Source organism: Patescibacteria group bacterium (genome assembly GCA_030583705.1).
GTDB lineage: Bacteria > Patescibacteriota > Patescibacteriia > Patescibacteriales > Patescibacteriaceae > Patescibacterium.
Window position 1 is genome coordinate 423,632 of record CP129471.1, and the last position, 16,737, is coordinate 440,368.

The following is a 16,737-nucleotide window of genomic DNA, read 5'->3' on the forward strand; positions in this document are numbered from 1 at the left end:
GTCAAAAAGACCGCTTTTTTATTTCCTTAAACTTTGCTATACTTATAAATAACTAAATAAAGTCAAAATTCTTATGAAATATTTACTTTCCTTACTTTTAATTACTCTTTTGGTTAGTACCAGCTTTCTACCTTCGTTTTCTTTAGCCGCTGAACCTTTAGTGGATTCAGATAAAGACGGACTGGTAGATTATTTAGAGGTTCTGTTTGGCACAGATCCCAATAACCCAGACACTGACGGAGACGGTTATGTGGATGGTTTGGAGGTGGCTATGGGTTATGATCCTCTTAACCCTTTACCGGTTAAACTTGAAAAAACCATTCTAATAGACACTAAAAAGCAAGAGCTTTACCAACAATTAAAAGGTATTACCATAAGGACTCATACCGTTTCCACCGGCAAGCCGTCCATGCCAACCCCCAAAGGGGAGTTTACCATTGCCAATAAAATACCAAGGGCTTGGTCTAAAGCCTATGGACTTTGGATGCCTTTTTGGATGGGTTTTAAAAATACCAGAGTAGGTATACACGAACTACCAGAATGGCCTAATGGCTACAAAGAAGGCTCTAACCATCTTGGGCAAGCGGTTTCCCATGGTTGTATTAGATTAGCTCCAGTAGCGGCTAAAATAGTCTATGACTGGACTGAAGTTGGTACTAAGGTAATTGTTAAATAATCTTATCCTGCTAATAACCTTAGAGTTTTAAATATCACTTAAATACTGTAATTATTAATTATTTATCTTATTTATTTTGCTTATCTTTACTCTATTTATCCTATATTTATTTATTTTAAAATATGATTTATCTGGATCACAGCGCTACTACCCCTCTTGACCCTTTAGTTTTTAAGACTATGGAGCCGTATCTTACCAAAGACTTTGCTAACCCTGCTTCAGTGCATAGTCTTGGACAAAAAGCTTTAAAAGCTTTGGATGATTCAAGATTTATGATCGGGAAAATATTAGAGATAGACAAACCTTCTGATCTTATCTTTACCTCAGGAGCCACTGAAGCTAATAATCTTTTAATTAAGGGGGTTGTGCTTGAGAATTTAACAAAATTAGAAAAGTCAAATAGGAAGTTAAATCGTAAAAAAGGGGAGTATAAAAAGGTTCATATTATTACCACGGCCATTGAACATGATTCTGTTATTGAGCCTTGTCGGACTTTGGCTTTGGATGACAGGGTTGAGGTAACTTATTTACCAACAGATAAGAAGGGGATTGTCTCGGTTAACTCTTTAATTAAAGCTTTAAAACCTAACACAATCTTAGTATCCATTGGTTATGTTAACAGCGAGATCGGAGTTATCCAGCCAATTAATAAACTTGGGCGAGCCTTAAAAAAATATAATAAGCATGTTTACAAAACCTGGCTTAACGCTTCAACGCGCAAAAGAGGAGATAAACCACAACCCATTATCTTTCATACCGACGCCACCCAAGCACCTAATTACTTAAACTGTTCAGTTAAGAGCCTCTTAGTAGACGCTATGAGTTTATCTGCTCATAAACTATATGGACCAAAAGGTGTGGGAGCTCTTTATTTTAATCATAATTTTTCTTTATCGCCCCTTTTAAACGGTGGTCACCAAGAAAAGAATCTTCGTTCCGGTACGGTTAATGTACCAGGAGCTATTGGCTTAGCCACTGCCTTATCTTTAGCTGATAAAAAAAGATCTTTTGAAGTTAAAAGATTAAAGGTTTTACGTATCTTTTTCCTTAGGGAGTTGCATAAAAACTCAGTTGGTTATAAGCTAAATACGCCACTTAAAGAGAGTGTACCAGGGCATATAAATCTAAGTTTTAAGAAAATAGCTCTATCGGGTGAGGCTTTGTTAGTAGCTTTAGACGAAAAAGGTATAGCTGTTTCCACTGGCTCAGCCTGTGCTGCTGGCTCAGTATCTGTCTCCAGGGTTTTAAAAGCTTTGGGGTTATCTGATAAAGAAGCTGGTCGCTCTATTAGATTAACTATGGGACGGCTAACTGGCAAAAAAGAAATAATTAAAATAGTGGCTGTTTTAAAAAGATTACAAAGACTAAAAAGCAACCATAGTACAAAATAATTGTAATTATATATATGAAGATAAAACTAATTAAAATTCTCGGACAATTCCATATTAAAGCGGCAAACTTTAGAAGCTCAGCTAAAGACATGTGGACTGAAAGAATTGCCTTATGGCCCACTCTAATTTCCGGTCTTTTTGTTTTACTAGCTTGGCTTGGTGCTTTTTTAATAGTTAGGACAGTTGGAGACAACTTAGCTATTCTTCACTACAACGTTATCTTTGGTGTTGACTTAATAGGTGATATAAGAAGAGTTCTTTTTATGCCAGCCTTTGGCTCTTTGGTTTTTTGTCTTAATCTTTTTCTGGCTATCGCTTTATTTGGTAAGAAAGATAAGTTAGCGGCTAACCTTCTAATGTACGGCTCTTTAGCTGTTAATGTTTTAACTTTCATGGGTCTTTATTTTCTATATATGATTAATTTAAGTTAAAATTTTATGGAAAGTCTGATTATTAAAATACTTTTTCTCTCAAGCTTGGCTTTTATTTTTGCCATGGCTTGGACTCCTTTGTTAACTAATTTTTTATATAAATACAAGCTAGGTAAAACCATTCGTAATTCCGGTGCCACACCGATCTTTTCCAAACTTCATGCCGCTAAAAGCGGTACCCCAACCATGGGCGGTGTCTTAATCTGGGGTACTGTACTAGCTTTTGCGGTTTTCTTTTATATCTTTGGTTATAAGCTAAACTGGCCATGGGTTAACCAATTTAATTTTCTTTCTAGAGCCGAAACCTGGTTACCTTTGGGAGTCTTAATTTCCTCAGCTGTAGTTGGCTTACTGGATGATTGGCTTGATGTACGGGGTAAGGGAGCTAAGGGCGGCGGAGGTATTACAGTTGGGAAAAGACTTATGCTCTATACGGCCATTGCCTTAGTGGGGGCGGCTTGGTTTTATTTTAAGCTAGAAAGAGACACTTTTCATATACCTTTTCATGGAGATTTTCATTTAGGCATTTGGTATATCTTAGCCTTTGTTTTTGTTATTGTTGGTACGGCTTTTTCGGTTAATCAGACAGATGGTCTTGATGGTCTAGCCGGGGGTGTGCTTTTGATCAGCTTTGCTTCTTACGCGGTTATTTCTTTTATTAATGGCGCGTATAACCTAGCTACCCTTTGTGCTATTATCGTGGGAGCACTTTTAGCTTTCTTGTGGTTTAATATCACTCCAGCCAGATTCTATATGGGGGACACGGGTTCCATGGGTCTGGGTATTACGCTTGGGGTCATAGCCATGTTAACCAATACAGCCCTAATCTTAGCAGTTATAGGGTCAATTTTTGTCTTAGAAGCTGTTACTACCATAATTCAAGTGGTCTCCAAAAGGACCAGAGGTAAAAAAGTCTTCTTGTCAGCTCCAATTCATCATCATTTTGAAGCTAAAGGCTGGTCTGAGGCTAAGATAGTTATGCGTTTTTGGGTAATTGCCGGTGTATCTGCAGCCGTTGGTCTGGTTATTTTCTTATTGGATAAGATGCATGTATAATGTCTATATAAAGATACAGCTAAAAATGTTTTTAAAGATAAAGAAATATGGTATACTTAAAGTAGGCCATATTTTTATTTAAATTATTGAATTAATGGTAAGTTAATAACAAGAATAGTAAGACAAGATCAATATATAAATAAAATAAAAAAGACTAATTATATAATCTAGATATCTAGCTTAGAGCCTTAATAACAATATTAATAATCCCAATGCTTAAAAAGCTTTTAAGAATCACCCAAAAATTCCTTTGGCCCGCCAAGCATCAGGCGGACAGGGGATTGGTTGTTACTACTATTATTTTAGTGGTTTTTGGTTTGATTATGTTAGCTAGCGCCTCGGTGATTGCCGGTTTTCAAGCACATGGTGATGGTTATTATTATTTTAAGAATCAATTACCTTGGGCCATTATCGGTTTACTTCTTTTTTTCGCTTTACTTAACCTTGATTATCATAAGCTGGAAAAATGGGCTCTTTTCTTAATGCTTCCAACCTTTGTTTTACTGCTACTGGTTTTTGTACCCGGTATTGGTAAAGAAGTTAATGGTTCCAAAGCTTGGATCTCAATTTTTGGCTATTCTCTGCAACCGGCTGAATTCGCCAAGATTACTTTTTTAATTTATCTGGCTGCTTTGTTTAAAAATGCCGAAGTTGCTGCTAAAAAGTTTTGGTCTTTTTTTACCATCTTTGCGGCAGTTGCCCTTCTGATTCTTTTACAACCAGATCCAGGTACTTTAATAATTCTAACAGCCACTTCTTTTGTCGTTTATTTAATAGGTGGTGGTCGCTTAAAATATTTTCTTGGAGCTTTGGGTATAGCTTTGCTAGGCTTGGTTATGTTGATCACCTTACCTATGCTGTTTAATAAGAATGAAAGTGGTCCAGCTAAGGGTGCTTATCGGATAGAAAGAATTCGCTGTTTTATGGATCATGGATATGCTCCGGAAGGAGCTTGTTATCAGGTTAACCAATCGGTAATTGCCGTAGGCTCTGGTGGCATTTTGGGTCGAGGACTAGGGGAGAGTAGACAAAAATTTCTTTATATTCCGGAAGTGCAAAATGACTTTATTTTTGCTATTATTGCCGAAGAAGTGGGCTTTGTTTTTAGCCTAATATTACTAATTCTTTTTGCTTGGCTTTTTTATCGTGGCTATAAAATTGCCCAAAATGCTTCAGATAATTTTGGTAAAACCTTGGCTTTTGGTATTGTTTTCTGGCTAGCCTTCCAAACCATAGTTAATATTGGCGGTATTATGCGAATTTTACCCTTAACTGGTGTACCGCTGCCTTTAATCAGTGCCGGTGGTTCAGCTTTGGTTGCTTCCTTGGTTGCTTTGGGTATTTTGGCCAGTATAAGCAGGTTTGGAAAAAATAGCACTAATGGAAGAGCTAATAGCTTTATTATGAATCACAAGAATAAAACAGATAGATAATATGAAAAAAAACTTTTTTAAAATTACCACCTTGCTTTTTTTAAGTCTTTTTCTACTCGGTTGCTCAGCTAAACCAGAGCAACAATCCGAGGTTAGCTATACCATACCTCCCGGTTATTTCTATTTTTACTCTCCAACTTGTGAAGCTTGTGTTAGAGTAGCGTCCTATATGCAAACCAATCAGGTAAAGCAAGATTTCTTCTTTGTTGAAAAAAACGTTGACAATAGTCCTGAATCAGTTAATCTGTTAATGTTAATGGTTGGTAGTTGTCGTTTACCCACTTCCCGTATTTCAGTACCCTTTTTCTGGGATGGACAAAGTTGCCATGTTGGCGAACATGAAGTAATAGACAGAATTGAACAAGAGCTTTTAAAAAGAAGGTCTCAATAACCAAGTATTTATATATAACATTTATGAACGATAAAACCTTACTTAATTTAAAACCATATAATTCCGGCAAACCTCGTCTGCGCTTGGCGCCTTCGCCAACCGGTTTTTTGCATTTGGGTAATTTCCGTACCGCTTTATTTGGTTATCTTTTAGCTAAAAAATGGGGTGGAGAATTTATCTTACGTCTTGAGGATACAGACAGGGAAAGATTAGTTGAGGGCTCACTTGAAAGTCTCTTGGCTGTAATGTCTCGTTGCGGCCTGTCTTTTGACGAAAGTCCTAAACTGGGAGGACCGGTTGCTCCGTATGTACAAAGCGAAAGACTAGAACTATATAAACAAGTGGCAGATTATTTACTTTCTCAAGGTAAAGCGTATCGTTGTTTTTGTACATCCGAAGAACTTGAAGCCATGCGCCAAGAACAAGCCGCCAAGAAACTACCACCCCGCTATGATCGGCGCTACAGAGAAACCCCTGAAGAAGAGATTAAGACTAAGCTAGAGGCAGGAGAACCCTATGTTATTAGGCATAAAATGCCCTTAGAAGGCGAAGTGGTCGTTAAAGATGAGCTTAGAGGTGAAACAACTTTTAAAGCCTCAGAACTGGATGATTATGTGCTTTTAAAGTCAGATGGTTGGCCAACTTATCATTTAGCTTCCGTAGTTGATGATTACTTAATGGGCATTACTCATGTCACTAGAGGAGTTGAATGGTTACCTTCTTTACCAAAGAATGTTTCATTATATCGTGATCTTGGTTGGCCAGAGCCTATCTTTATTCACCTACCGTTAATTTTAAATAAAGAAGGAGGAAAGTTAAGTAAAAGACAAGGTGATGTTTTTGTGGAAGACTTTCTAAATAAAGGTTATTTACCCGAGGCTTTAATTAATTACACCGCACTTTTAGGTTGGCACCCGAAAGAGAAAAGAGAAGAAGGAAAAGGTAAAGGTGATGATGAAATTTTTAGCTTAAAAGAGCTTGAAGAACTTTTTGATCTAAATGGCTTAGGTGTTAGTCCAGCTGTTTTTGATCTTGAGAAACTAGATTATTATAACGGATATTATCTAAGACAGATTGACTTAAACGACCTTCTTAAAAGAGCCGAGCCTTTTATGGAAAAACTTTTAAATGAAGATATTGCTAATCGTACTAAAATAGCCGAACATAAAAGGAGAGATGAGTTTATTAAAAAAGCCCTAGAGCTTGAAAGGTCTAGACTAGTAAGATTAGATGAAATACCCGAGATCCTTACTTATCTTTTTTTGGACGAAATTGTTTACGAAACAGAGCTTTTAAACTGGAAAAATATAGAAAAAGCAGAGCTTAAAAATAATTTAACTTTAGTTAAAAACCTTTTATCTGGTATTGATAAGCAAACATGGGATTTAGATAATTTAAACAAAGCGGTAATTGAAAAACTAAAAGAAGACAGCTTGCCTTTAGGTCCATATCTTTGGCCCCTAAGAGTTTCCTTATCCGGTAAAAAGGCCAGTCCAGGCCCCTTGGAAATAGCTTTTGTTTTGGGTAAAGACGAAACTTTAGATAGACTAGAAAAAGCTCTTGCAAGACTTTCTTAAATATGCTATAATTGAATATATAGATTAAAGTTAGTTTAAGATTTATTGATTCTTACAAAATAACCTAAAATAAGCCAAAATTTAAAATAAACAATAAAATCCCCATGCCCTCTAGTCTTAAAAAAAATCTTACTTTAACTAGAAAAACCAGCCTTTTTGCTTTGGCCCTGGTGTTTTTTGTTAGCGCTTGTCATTACGGAGCTGGGATTACCAAGGCGGATGAATCATTAGAGCGAGAAATAGAGAGAATTAATATGGACATTAGGGCTGGTAAAAACCGCCTTAATTCCCTTACCACCGAACAGGCCGCCTACCAAGCAAAACTTAAAGAAATCCAACAAAATAAAAACGATTTAGCTGGTCAACTTAGTTTAATTTCCACTCGTCTTGATCAAGCTAAATTGGAAATGGAAAAAACCAAGATTAACATTGATACTACTAACTTGGAAATACAAAAAGTTAATTTGGAAATTACCGAACAAGATCTTAAAATTAATAACAGCCGAGATAAATTAGCCGCAGCCCTAAAGATTTTAAGCCAAGAAGGACAAAAAACCCAACTAGAAATTCTTTTATTAAACAACTACCTAACCGAGTACATGAATCAGGTAAAATACCTGGAAAATATTAATGACAAAATAACAGATAATTTAAACAACCTTCGTTTTTCTAAAGAGCAACTTGAAAGCAGCCAAAAAGAACTTAACGCTAAAAAAGAAGAGTTAAAGAAGCTACAAGTTCAACTCCAAGAAAGGCAAGTTCTTTTAGCAGCCGAATCTGACACCAAAAATTATTTACTTGATCAAACAAAATCATCAGAAGCCGAATATCAGACTTTAGTAGCCCAAGCTAAAAGAGAGCAACAAGCAGCTGCTGCTGACATTGCCAACTTAGAGCGAACCATGCGACAAAAAATAGAGTCAAGACAAAAAACCAGTGAAACTCCTTTAACTCACAGTGGTTTTATTTGGCCAGTACCAAGTCGTGTTATTACCGCCTACTTTAGAGATTCAACCTATCCTTTTCGTAATATCATGGAGCACTCGGCTATTGATATAAGGGCAGCCCAAGGTACGCCCGTTAAAGCGGCTGGTGAAGGCTACATAGCCAGAGCCCGCGATGCTGGTATGGGCTATAGTTATATCATGATTCTTCACGCCGATGGCCTAGCTACTGTTTACGGACATATTTCTCGTATTCAAGTTAAGGAAGATCAATATGTATCCCAAGGACAGGTAATTGGTTTATCTGGAGGTATGCCTGGTACACCGGGTGCCGGACCAATGACTACCGGACCACACTTGCACTTTGAAGTTCGTAAAAGCGGTATTCCAGTTGACCCATTGCAATATCTTTCAAGATAAACAGCTATGATAGAAGCTCATCTTTTTAGCGATTCGCTGTTTATCGAATTAAGTCTAGTTATCGGCATAGGCGTAATTATGGCGGTTATTATGCGCCTCTTGCGTCAGCCTTTAATTATTAGCCATATTATTACTGGTCTAATTGTCGGTCCTTTTATTTTAAACGTTATTACGGCTTTTGATATTTTTCATCTTTTTAGCCAAATAGGTATCGCTATTTTACTCTTTACCGTTGGCCTACATCTTAATCCACAAATCATTAAGCAATTCGGTAAAATATCACTAGCTACCGGCCTTGGGCAAGTTCTTTTTACCGCCTTGGTCGGTTTTTTAATTTGTCTTTCTCTGGGCTTTTCACCCATAGCGGCAGTTTATGTTTCAATCGCCCTGGCGTTTTCCAGTACCATCATAATCCTTAAACTTATCTCAGATAAAGGAGAGATGGAATCTTTATATGCCAAGATTTCAGTGGGTTTTCTTTTAGTACAAGACATCATTGCCCTAATCCTACTTTTCTCTATACCAATTATCGCCTCAGAAGGCTCTTCTTATACTGGTCTCGCGATAATGTTTGCCAAAGGTATTGGTTTGGCGATTTTAGCTTGGGTGGTAGCTAATCGGGTACTTAAGCCGCTTAATAAGTTCTTATCTGGCTCGCAAGAGTTACTTTTTCTTTTTTCTTTAAGCTGGGGTTTTATTGTAGCCGCCGTCTTTTTAATGTTCGGCTTTTCTTTGGAAACCGGTGCTCTAATCGCCGGTGTCTCCTTAGCTACACTACCATCGCGTGAAGAAATCTCTGCTCGTTTAATGCCTCTACGTGATTTTTTTATTGTAGTATTTTTCATTATGCTAGGCGCGCAAATGGTCTTAACCGGTCTTTGGCAAACCATTCCCATAGCCCTGATTCTATCGCTCTTTGTCTTAATCGGTAATCCAATAATCTTAATGATCATTATGGGACGTTTTGGCTACAAAAAAAGCACCTCCTTTAAAACCGGTTTAACCGTAGCCCAAATTAGTGAGTTCTCTTTAATATTGGTGGCCCTTGGCTTAACCTATGGTCATATTGACACCGCTATTATGTCAACAGTCACTCTAATTGCCTTAATAACCATCTTTTTCTCTACCTACATGATTATGTATTCAGATAATCTATATAATTATCTAGAAAAATGGTTATCTATCTTTGAAAAAAAACAGACCAAGGAAAAAGAGCCGAAGAATAAGAAATACCCAATTGTCTTATTTGGTTGTAATAGAATAGGTCATGACTTTGTAGAGAATTTCAGACACTCCAAAAAGAAGTTTATGATAGTAGACTATGATCCAGAGGCTATTGAAAGCTTTTCTTCGCTAAATATTGCTTGTGAATACGGTGACGCTGGAGACATTAACTTTCTTGAATCTTTAGAATTAAAAGCCATAGAACTAGCGGTTTCAACTATCCCGGTTTTGGCTACTAATAAGCTCCTAACCGAGGTAATAAGAAAAAAGAATAAAAAGGCAGTAATTATGATGGTGGCTCACAGTATCCAAGATGCCATTGAATTATATGACAAGGGTGTGGATTACGTGGTTTTACCTCATTTTCTAGGTGGTAGACACGCAGCAGATATTGTTCTTAAACTAGGCAATAACCGAAGAAAATTCTCCTCTCTTAAGAATAAGCATTTAGATTATTTACAGAAAAAACTCTCCCTAGGACACGATCACCCGATGATTAGATAAGTAACTAGCTTAAGATAATTAAATAAAAGCTATGAAACAAAGACAAAAAACTACAATCTTAATCTTCGGGCCTTTCTTCTTAGTGATCCTTATTTTGTTTTTCTATTTTTGGGATAATTTAAAAAACACCGAAGATAGAAAAGGTATAAAAGATACAAGAGAAGATAATTACAATAGCCAAGAAGAGGCTAATAGAGAAAGCGAATTTAATGAGAATGAAAATACTGAAGGAGATAGAGAAGAAGATAAAAATGAATCTGAGAGTAAAGAAAGCGGTGATAACAAGAAAGAAGGAGGAGAAATGGAAAATGAAAGAGATATTAATAAAGAAGAGAATAAACAAGACAACTTAAAAGAAGGGTCCACCCCACCTTTAAAAGATTTGCCCCAAATAGCTCAGATAGATCATTTAGTGCCCTTTACACCCCAAGCTCCTTTAGGAGAGTGGAGTGACCCAAGACAACAAGATGGTTGCGAAGAAGCTTCAGCTTTAATGGCTATGGCTTGGGTTAGGGGAGAGAGCCTTACTTTATCTCAAGCTAAGGATAAAATAATAAAAATAGCGGACTACCAACAAACTAAATACGGAGAACATAGAGATGTTAGTTTAAATGATATACTGGAAAGAATTTTTAAAGATTATTTTTCTTATAATAAAGTAAGTTTAAAAAATATTACAGGTAAAGAGGGGATTATTGAAGAATTAGCTAAAGAAAAAGTCGTTCTTGTACCCTTAAATGGACAAAAATTAGGTAATCCCTATTTCTCACCTCCTGGGCCCCTTCGACATATGTTAGTAATTAGAGGTTATGATAAAAACACCGATGAGTTTATCACTAACGATCCTGGTACAAGAAGAGGAGAAGGTTATAGGTATAAGACTGCGGTTATTATGGAAGCTATAACTGTTTACCCAACGGGCTATAAAGAGCCAATTGTTGACTTTAGTAAAAAGATTTTAGCTGTGGAAAAGTAATTGAGAAGAGAAAAATTTTTAAGAAAAATAAAAAACCGTTAGTTAATAATTTTTAAAACTAACGGTTTTTTAAAAAGTCTTTTACGCTTATTAATCACTACTTCGTCTTTTTAGTGGACTTACTTTTCTTAGTTTTCTTAGATTTACCAGTTATTTCTTCAGTAGCTCCCACTGCTAAATCACTTACTTCTTCTTTTAATTCTTGCAATAAAGAGCTTATTTTACCCATTTTTTTACGTAAAGTGGGCTGAGCTTCTTTAAGATGAGGCATGGCTTTACTAACAACCACTCCAATAACAGATAAAACGCCCATTAACTTAATAACATTACCTAGTTTATTCTTTGACATATTTTTACGCGTTAATAATAAATTATAACATAAGTGATACCACTCTCTTGCCCCTTAAGGCAAAAATATGCTATAATTCAATTATAGCATTAATTATTAAATAAGTAAAAATATGCCTCCAAAGAAAACTGTTCGCCGTAAAAAAACGGTTGAACCAAAAATTGAAACAAAAAAAGATAATCTAAGACCAGAAAGCTCAGATCGTCTTTTGTCCACTTTATCCAATTGTCATAAAGACTCCTGCGCTCTTTGCGTGATCTTACGAGGAGCTATGATTGTCTTTTTGTCTTTATTTATCTACTGGCTTGGGTTAGTCTACGGAGTTATTACCGCCCAAAATAGTCAAACAGTTAAAGATCTGTATATCTTAACTCCCGAAATGCATAAAGTAGTTACCGATAAGCAGAATAAAAAGATGAGCCAAGGCATGTCCGAATCATCTATGGAACAAATGATAGGAGATATGATGACTGAATTAGAAAATAAACAAGGCACCGAGTTTGATCAAGAGTTTATGATCCAAATGACCATTCATCACGAAGGAGCTGTTAAAATGGCTCAAATGGCTCTTGATAGATCTTCTGATCCCCAGGTTAGGGAACTGGCTTTAAGGATTATTGAGTCACAAAGTTCTGAGATTCTTGAAATGCGTTCTTGGCAACCTCAGATCTTAGAATAATAATTAAAGATTTAAGACTTTGCTTTATTAATTTTAATAATTAAACCGATATGGATATAGTAAATATTTTCAGTCAATTAAATTATGGTTTGGTTATAATTGCCGCCTTGATTCATTATGGTTTGGGTTGGCTCTGGTATTCAGATAAAATGTTTGCCAAAGAATGGATCCAAGATAACGGTTTTAGTGGGCATGAATTAAAGAATATGGGGGATCATAAAACAATGCTCATGGGCTTTGTGGCTCAATTTGTTTTAGTAGCATCCTTAGCTGCCCTTATAGGACCAGCATCAACCCTTAAAGCAGGTGTTAATACAGCACTGTTTGTTTCAATAGGTATTATTGCCGCCACAGCGTTAATGAACCATGTCTATAGTCTAAAACCCTGGAGACTCTACTTAATTAATACCGGTTTTAGTGTAGCCGCATTGGTTATAGCTGGTGCAATAATCGGAATGTGGGGATAGGGGATACATATATAACAATATAAGAAAACACCTCCTATGAGGTGTTTTTTGCCATAAAAAAGTATAATATAAAGATAAAGACTTACTGCATTCTTAATTAAGTGCTTATATATAAATTACGCAACTTAAAAAAATTTATATTTATATTTCTAATAACCATCTTTCTTTTTTAATTTAATTATTTTAACCGGGGGATAATAGATAATATCTATTATATTTAAAAGCTTTAGCTATATATAACAATATACTATACGTCGCACAATATAACTTATACGACATGATATGGTATCAAAAAGGGCCTTACAATACATAAGACCCTTTAAATAATTTGATAATTCTTAAGAGCTACCAAAAACACGTTCCACCTCTGCCTTTAAATGTTTATTAGCTGACTCAAAGTACAAAGGCATAGTTTCTAAATTAAAAAATTCATAAATACCTTTTTCCCTTAAGATTCTTATTAAGTTTTCCTCAAGGACGGAAATAGAAAAATTGCCAAGATTAAGATTGTTGTCTTCATCTTCATCCTTTCCTTTATAGTAGTAATCATAAATAGCCCAAAGTATGGCGACTGACCAAGGCTTTGGTATATCGCAATTGGGATAGTTAAGTATAAAGTCATTCATTAGCCTCTCCCCTGTTTGAAAGATTAATGATTTGTCACTTCTTTCATATTGATTGGCGACTATGAATTTCTTAATACCTAACTTAGGTTCGTTATAAAGAATCTCAATAGACCTGTTATGACTCTTCTGAAAGCCAAGGATGCTATAGACATTATCAGGTCTCATTTTCTTCTTCTTTATTTTCTTAATGTCAAAATTTAAATCCAACTCTAATGAGATACCTCTTATTTTTGAGGTAATTCTTTCAATCCACTCTTTGTCCTTACAGGACTCAGAATGGCATATTATTTTTAATTTTTTTCCCATGGTTTATTAAATTTTTAAAGTTAATCACACTTTAAAACAATTATGTTTTTTTGTCAAATTAGCTATATTACAATATTTTTTAATAAAGTATATAATAATATAAGGTATTTATTTAACAAATTTTAACTTAATTTCTATCTATCTATGAAAAAAGCTATTTTTACCTTAGTGCAAAATGAAAAATTTTTCTTGCCTATTTGGCTTAAATATTACAGTCGCTACTTTGCTCCAGAGGATATCTATATTTTAGATCATAATACTTCGGATGGCAGTACAGACAACCTTAAAGCCAAAGTAATTAAATTAGACTACCCCGGCTTTTTTGATCATCTTTGGATGAATCAGACAGTTAAAGATTTCCAAAAAAAACTTTTAAATGATTATGATGTTGTTGTTTTTGTTGAGGCTGATGAAATTCTAGCCTCTGTTAAAGAGCCTGACTTTGCGAAAGCCATAGATGAAGAAATAAAAGATAAAGACTATCTACCAGCCAGGGGTTTTGAGATTATAGACAAAGAAAGGTCTCCCCTACTACCCGGTAAAATCATTGCTCAAAAACATTTCGGTATTTGGGAAAAATTATATAATAAAAATTTAATCAGCAAAGTAGCTCTTGATTGGGGCATGGGGTTTCATGCGCTTGATACAACAGAGGCGGAAAATTCAAACTTCGTTTTAATACATCTTCACAGAGTTGATTATCAAGAATATATAAAAAGAAAACTCAATTTTGCCAAAAAAGAAAAGACCAAAGAACATCGTTGGTGGGGTTGGCAAAACAAATTAGAGAAAGAAAAAGATATAATAAAATATTTTAAAAAAGATGACAAAAACTTAATAAAGATTCCCCAGGAAATAAGAAGAATAGATTTGTAAGAAAAAATCTCTTTAAATACCTTTAGCCTTATATAACAAAAGACCCTTGACACCTTTTTCATCTTGCGCTATAATTTAACCATATTAAGCTTGCTTAATATCGCTAATTCATAAAGAATAACATTATGTTCATGGAAGAAATGAATGACGACATGAACACCGATGAAATGGGTGAAGAAACCAATGACGACACTGTAAGTGACGACATGGGTGATGAAACCGATGAAGCCGGTGAAGACGTCCTCTAAGCAAACTTCAAAAGAGCTCCTTACGGAGCTCTTTTGTTTTTGTTATTTTTTGGTTTGATTATATTATTTCTTATTTTAGTCAGAAGATGAAAATCAGCTAGTTTTATAGATAATATAAAGTAAATAATATAATATTAAAAAGAAGAAATTATAAAAATTTCAAATTAGTTACCCGTATTTTCTTTCAAACAACTATTATACCGTCTGGCTGAAGCGTTATATCTATCCATAATCTCCTTAGTTTGTTTAACATATTGATTAAACAAATCAGCAGTAGCGTTATATTCCTTAACTCTAGTATTATATGGCTCTCCATACTTAGGTTCTGTTTCCTCAAGAGCACGCTTTTTCTCTTGTAATTCAACTTCTAGTCTTTCCATCTCCTTTTTATTTCTTTCAATCAATAACTCATCGTTTTTATCCGGTCCGGGACAGACAGAAGAAGGTAAGCCAAATTCTTGGACAATTAACCAGGTTTTTTTATCCTCAAAATTGCCTTCCCCAAAAGCTATACCAATTTCCGAATAAAAAGGGTTCATAATATTCGCTCGGTGACCTGGATTATTCATCCAACCATCTACTAGCTCTTGATCGTTTTTAAAATTACCTAAAGCTAAGTTTTCTCCCACCGACAAGAAATCATAATCAACTTTTTTAGCCAAATCTCCAGGGCCATCCCCCTTTAAGGAAATATGTTCAAAGTACTGATACTCAAACATATCCTCTACTTTCAACTTAGCCGCCTCATTAAGTTTTGGCGAAAGAGTTAAAGGCGAGAGTCCTTCTTTTGCTCTATGTTTATTAGATTCAGCCATAATCCCCTCTACTGTAAAGTAAGAATTAACAATTTCTTGCCGGTCAAGACGCAAGGGTTCAAGCATCTGACCCACTGAACTGCTACTTTCCCCGGAAAAGATGTTTTCCTCAGACCAAGGAGAAGTGCCACTCCCCCACCACCAAAAGAAAACCAGGCCAGCTAAGAATAAAATAACTAATATTAGCTTTATTTTCATAATATAATCTTTTTATAATAAATTACACTTGATCTTTTTTGTATTATACCAAATTAATATGATATAGTAAAAGATAACGAATAGAAGAATGATCTAATAACCAGTCTTAATGTTAATAATTAATTTTAATTATCCTTAAACTAAAAATATGCCCCGCCGAAAACTTATTTATATTTATCTCTTAATAATTGGCTTAACCTTAGCCGTTATTGTCTATAGGGATAAGCAAGTTGAAAAAGCCAATCTCTTAAATTCGCTTATTAGCAACTTCGAAGAATGTCGGCTAGCCAATTATCCGGTTAGTGAAGAAGGTGGCCTTAAAAAATGCCTAACACCAGACGGGAGGGTTTTTTTACAAAAAAGCCAAGCCAATGAAGCTAAAAAAGAACCAGCTACCTACAAAGATTTTTTAATTGTTGAACAACCTTTGGGTGACAGTGTTATTGATTCTCCGGTTTTTATTTCAGGAAAAGCACGCGGTAATTGGTTTTTTGAAGCAGTCTTGCCAGTGTACCTAGAAAACCAAGAAGGAGTAACTATAGCGACTGGTTATGTTGAGGCACTGGATGAATGGATGAGCGAAGAATTTGTTCCCTTTAGTGGAGAGCTTACTTTTATACACGACAAAACAGAAGATGGCTTTTTAATTTTTGGCAAAAATAACCCTTCTGCCTTAAGCGAGTTTGATGATAGCTTTGCACTACCGGTTGTTATTAAACAATCTTCTTCTTTAATTCCCTTAACTGTTTTCTTTATAAACGAGCAAGAAGAAGGCGAAGAGGCTTTCGAATGTTCTAACGTAAAAGCTGTAAACAAACAAGCAAAGCTTCAAGGTAGTTTAGCAGAAACTTCCCTAAAAACTCTTCTTTTAGGACCTGACACCGCCGAATTAAACGCCGGCTACAGTTCAATTATTCCAAAAGGGGTTAAACTTAACTATTTAAATATTTTAGAAGACGGCAGAGCTGAAGCAGATTTTTCCGAAGAGCTAAATACTTTAGCAGGCTCTTGTGCTGTCTTAGCCGCCAGAGCACAAATTGAAAAAACTCTTCTTCAGTTTCCTCATATAACCTCGGTAACAATTTCTATTAATGGTGACGTTGAAACCGCCCTACAACCTTAATCGCTTAAATATTTTAAAAAGGAAAAC

General features: G+C 35.4%; 17 protein-coding genes. 14 read left to right on the forward strand and 3 right to left on the reverse strand.

Annotation, left to right across the window (positions count from 1 at the left end; translation table 11 throughout):
• The first annotated feature begins 73 nt into the window (after nucleotides 1-73).
• The 10 genes from QY321_02030 (at nucleotide 74) to QY321_02075 (ending at nucleotide 11,023) form a co-directional block, all read left to right on the forward strand.
• A complete protein-coding gene (locus QY321_02030; GenBank protein ID WKZ25188.1) occupies nucleotides 74-676 on the forward strand; it encodes a L,D-transpeptidase family protein in 603 nt (200 codons plus the stop codon).
• Nucleotides 677-798: 122 nt separating this feature from the next.
• Nucleotides 799-2,067: a cysteine desulfurase family protein gene (locus QY321_02035; GenBank protein WKZ25189.1), complete on the forward strand. Its 1,269-nt coding sequence runs from the start codon at nucleotides 799-801 to the stop codon at nucleotides 2,065-2,067.
• A 14-nt stretch (nucleotides 2,068-2,081) separates the two neighbouring features.
• A complete protein-coding gene (locus QY321_02040) occupies nucleotides 2,082-2,498 on the forward strand; it encodes a hypothetical protein (GenBank protein ID WKZ25190.1) in 417 nt (138 codons plus the stop codon).
• 6 nt (nucleotides 2,499-2,504) lie between these two features.
• Entirely contained in the window at nucleotides 2,505-3,554 is a 1,050-nt protein-coding gene (gene mraY / locus QY321_02045; GenBank protein ID WKZ25191.1) for a phospho-N-acetylmuramoyl-pentapeptide-transferase, read from the forward strand.
• Between the two features lie 212 nt (nucleotides 3,555-3,766).
• Nucleotides 3,767-4,987, forward strand: coding sequence for a putative lipid II flippase FtsW (gene ftsW / locus QY321_02050; GenBank protein ID WKZ25192.1), 1,221 nt, complete (start codon nucleotides 3,767-3,769; stop codon nucleotides 4,985-4,987).
• Between the two features lies 1 nt (nucleotide 4,988).
• A complete protein-coding gene (locus QY321_02055; protein ID WKZ25193.1) occupies nucleotides 4,989-5,378 on the forward strand; it encodes a hypothetical protein in 390 nt (129 codons plus the stop codon).
• Nucleotides 5,379-5,401: 23 nt separating this feature from the next.
• Nucleotides 5,402-6,955: a glutamate--tRNA ligase gene (gene gltX, locus QY321_02060; protein WKZ25194.1), complete on the forward strand. Its 1,554-nt coding sequence runs from the start codon at nucleotides 5,402-5,404 to the stop codon at nucleotides 6,953-6,955.
• Between the two features lie 104 nt (nucleotides 6,956-7,059).
• The gene (locus tag QY321_02065; GenBank protein WKZ25195.1) at nucleotides 7,060-8,319 is read left to right on the forward strand and encodes a peptidoglycan DD-metalloendopeptidase family protein; all 1,260 of its coding nucleotides are present in this window, start codon (nucleotides 7,060-7,062) and stop codon (nucleotides 8,317-8,319) included.
• Nucleotides 8,320-8,325: 6 nt separating this feature from the next.
• On the forward strand, nucleotides 8,326-10,047 hold the full coding sequence (locus tag QY321_02070) for a cation:proton antiporter (GenBank protein ID WKZ25196.1): 1,722 nt from the start codon (nucleotides 8,326-8,328) through the stop codon (nucleotides 10,045-10,047).
• Between the two features lie 31 nt (nucleotides 10,048-10,078).
• A complete protein-coding gene (locus tag QY321_02075) occupies nucleotides 10,079-11,023 on the forward strand; it encodes a C39 family peptidase (protein WKZ25197.1) in 945 nt (314 codons plus the stop codon).
• Nucleotides 11,024-11,120: 97 nt separating this feature from the next.
• Here QY321_02075 and QY321_02080 read toward each other — a convergent pair whose 3' ends face one another.
• Entirely contained in the window at nucleotides 11,121-11,372 is a 252-nt protein-coding gene (locus QY321_02080; GenBank protein WKZ25198.1) for a hypothetical protein, read from the reverse strand.
• 112 nt (nucleotides 11,373-11,484) lie between these two features.
• Here QY321_02080 and QY321_02085 point away from each other — a divergent pair, with 112 nt between their 5' ends.
• Together QY321_02085 and QY321_02090 are read left to right on the forward strand one after the other, a co-directional pair.
• Nucleotides 11,485-12,051, forward strand: coding sequence for a DUF305 domain-containing protein (locus tag QY321_02085; protein WKZ24384.1), 567 nt, complete (start codon nucleotides 11,485-11,487; stop codon nucleotides 12,049-12,051).
• A gap of 50 nt (nucleotides 12,052-12,101) precedes the next feature.
• Nucleotides 12,102-12,518 (forward strand): DUF1761 domain-containing protein, encoded by a 417-nt coding sequence (locus tag QY321_02090; GenBank protein WKZ24385.1) that lies wholly within the window; start codon nucleotides 12,102-12,104, stop codon nucleotides 12,516-12,518.
• 338 nt (nucleotides 12,519-12,856) lie between these two features.
• Here the strand turns inward: QY321_02090 and QY321_02095 are convergent, their stop codons facing one another.
• Nucleotides 12,857-13,351 carry a hypothetical protein gene (locus QY321_02095; GenBank protein ID WKZ24386.1) on the reverse strand — a complete coding sequence of 165 codons (495 nt, stop codon included), beginning with the start codon at nucleotides 13,349-13,351 and terminating at the stop codon, nucleotides 12,857-12,859.
• A 243-nt stretch (nucleotides 13,352-13,594) separates the two neighbouring features.
• On the opposite strand from QY321_02095, the gene QY321_02100 reads away from it, so the two are divergent.
• Nucleotides 13,595-14,326: a glycosyltransferase family 2 protein gene (locus QY321_02100; GenBank protein WKZ24387.1), complete on the forward strand. Its 732-nt coding sequence runs from the start codon at nucleotides 13,595-13,597 to the stop codon at nucleotides 14,324-14,326.
• A gap of 412 nt (nucleotides 14,327-14,738) precedes the next feature.
• Here the strand turns inward: QY321_02100 and QY321_02105 are convergent, their stop codons facing one another.
• Nucleotides 14,739-15,587, reverse strand: a complete 849-nt coding sequence (locus tag QY321_02105) for a CAP domain-containing protein (protein WKZ24388.1) — start codon at nucleotides 15,585-15,587, stop codon at nucleotides 14,739-14,741.
• Nucleotides 15,588-15,735: 148 nt separating this feature from the next.
• Between QY321_02105 and QY321_02110 the strand changes: the two genes are divergently transcribed.
• Complete coding sequence (locus tag QY321_02110) at nucleotides 15,736-16,710, forward strand: GerMN domain-containing protein (protein WKZ24389.1); 975 nt, start codon at nucleotides 15,736-15,738, stop codon at nucleotides 16,708-16,710.
• Nucleotides 16,711-16,737 lie beyond the last annotated feature (27 nt).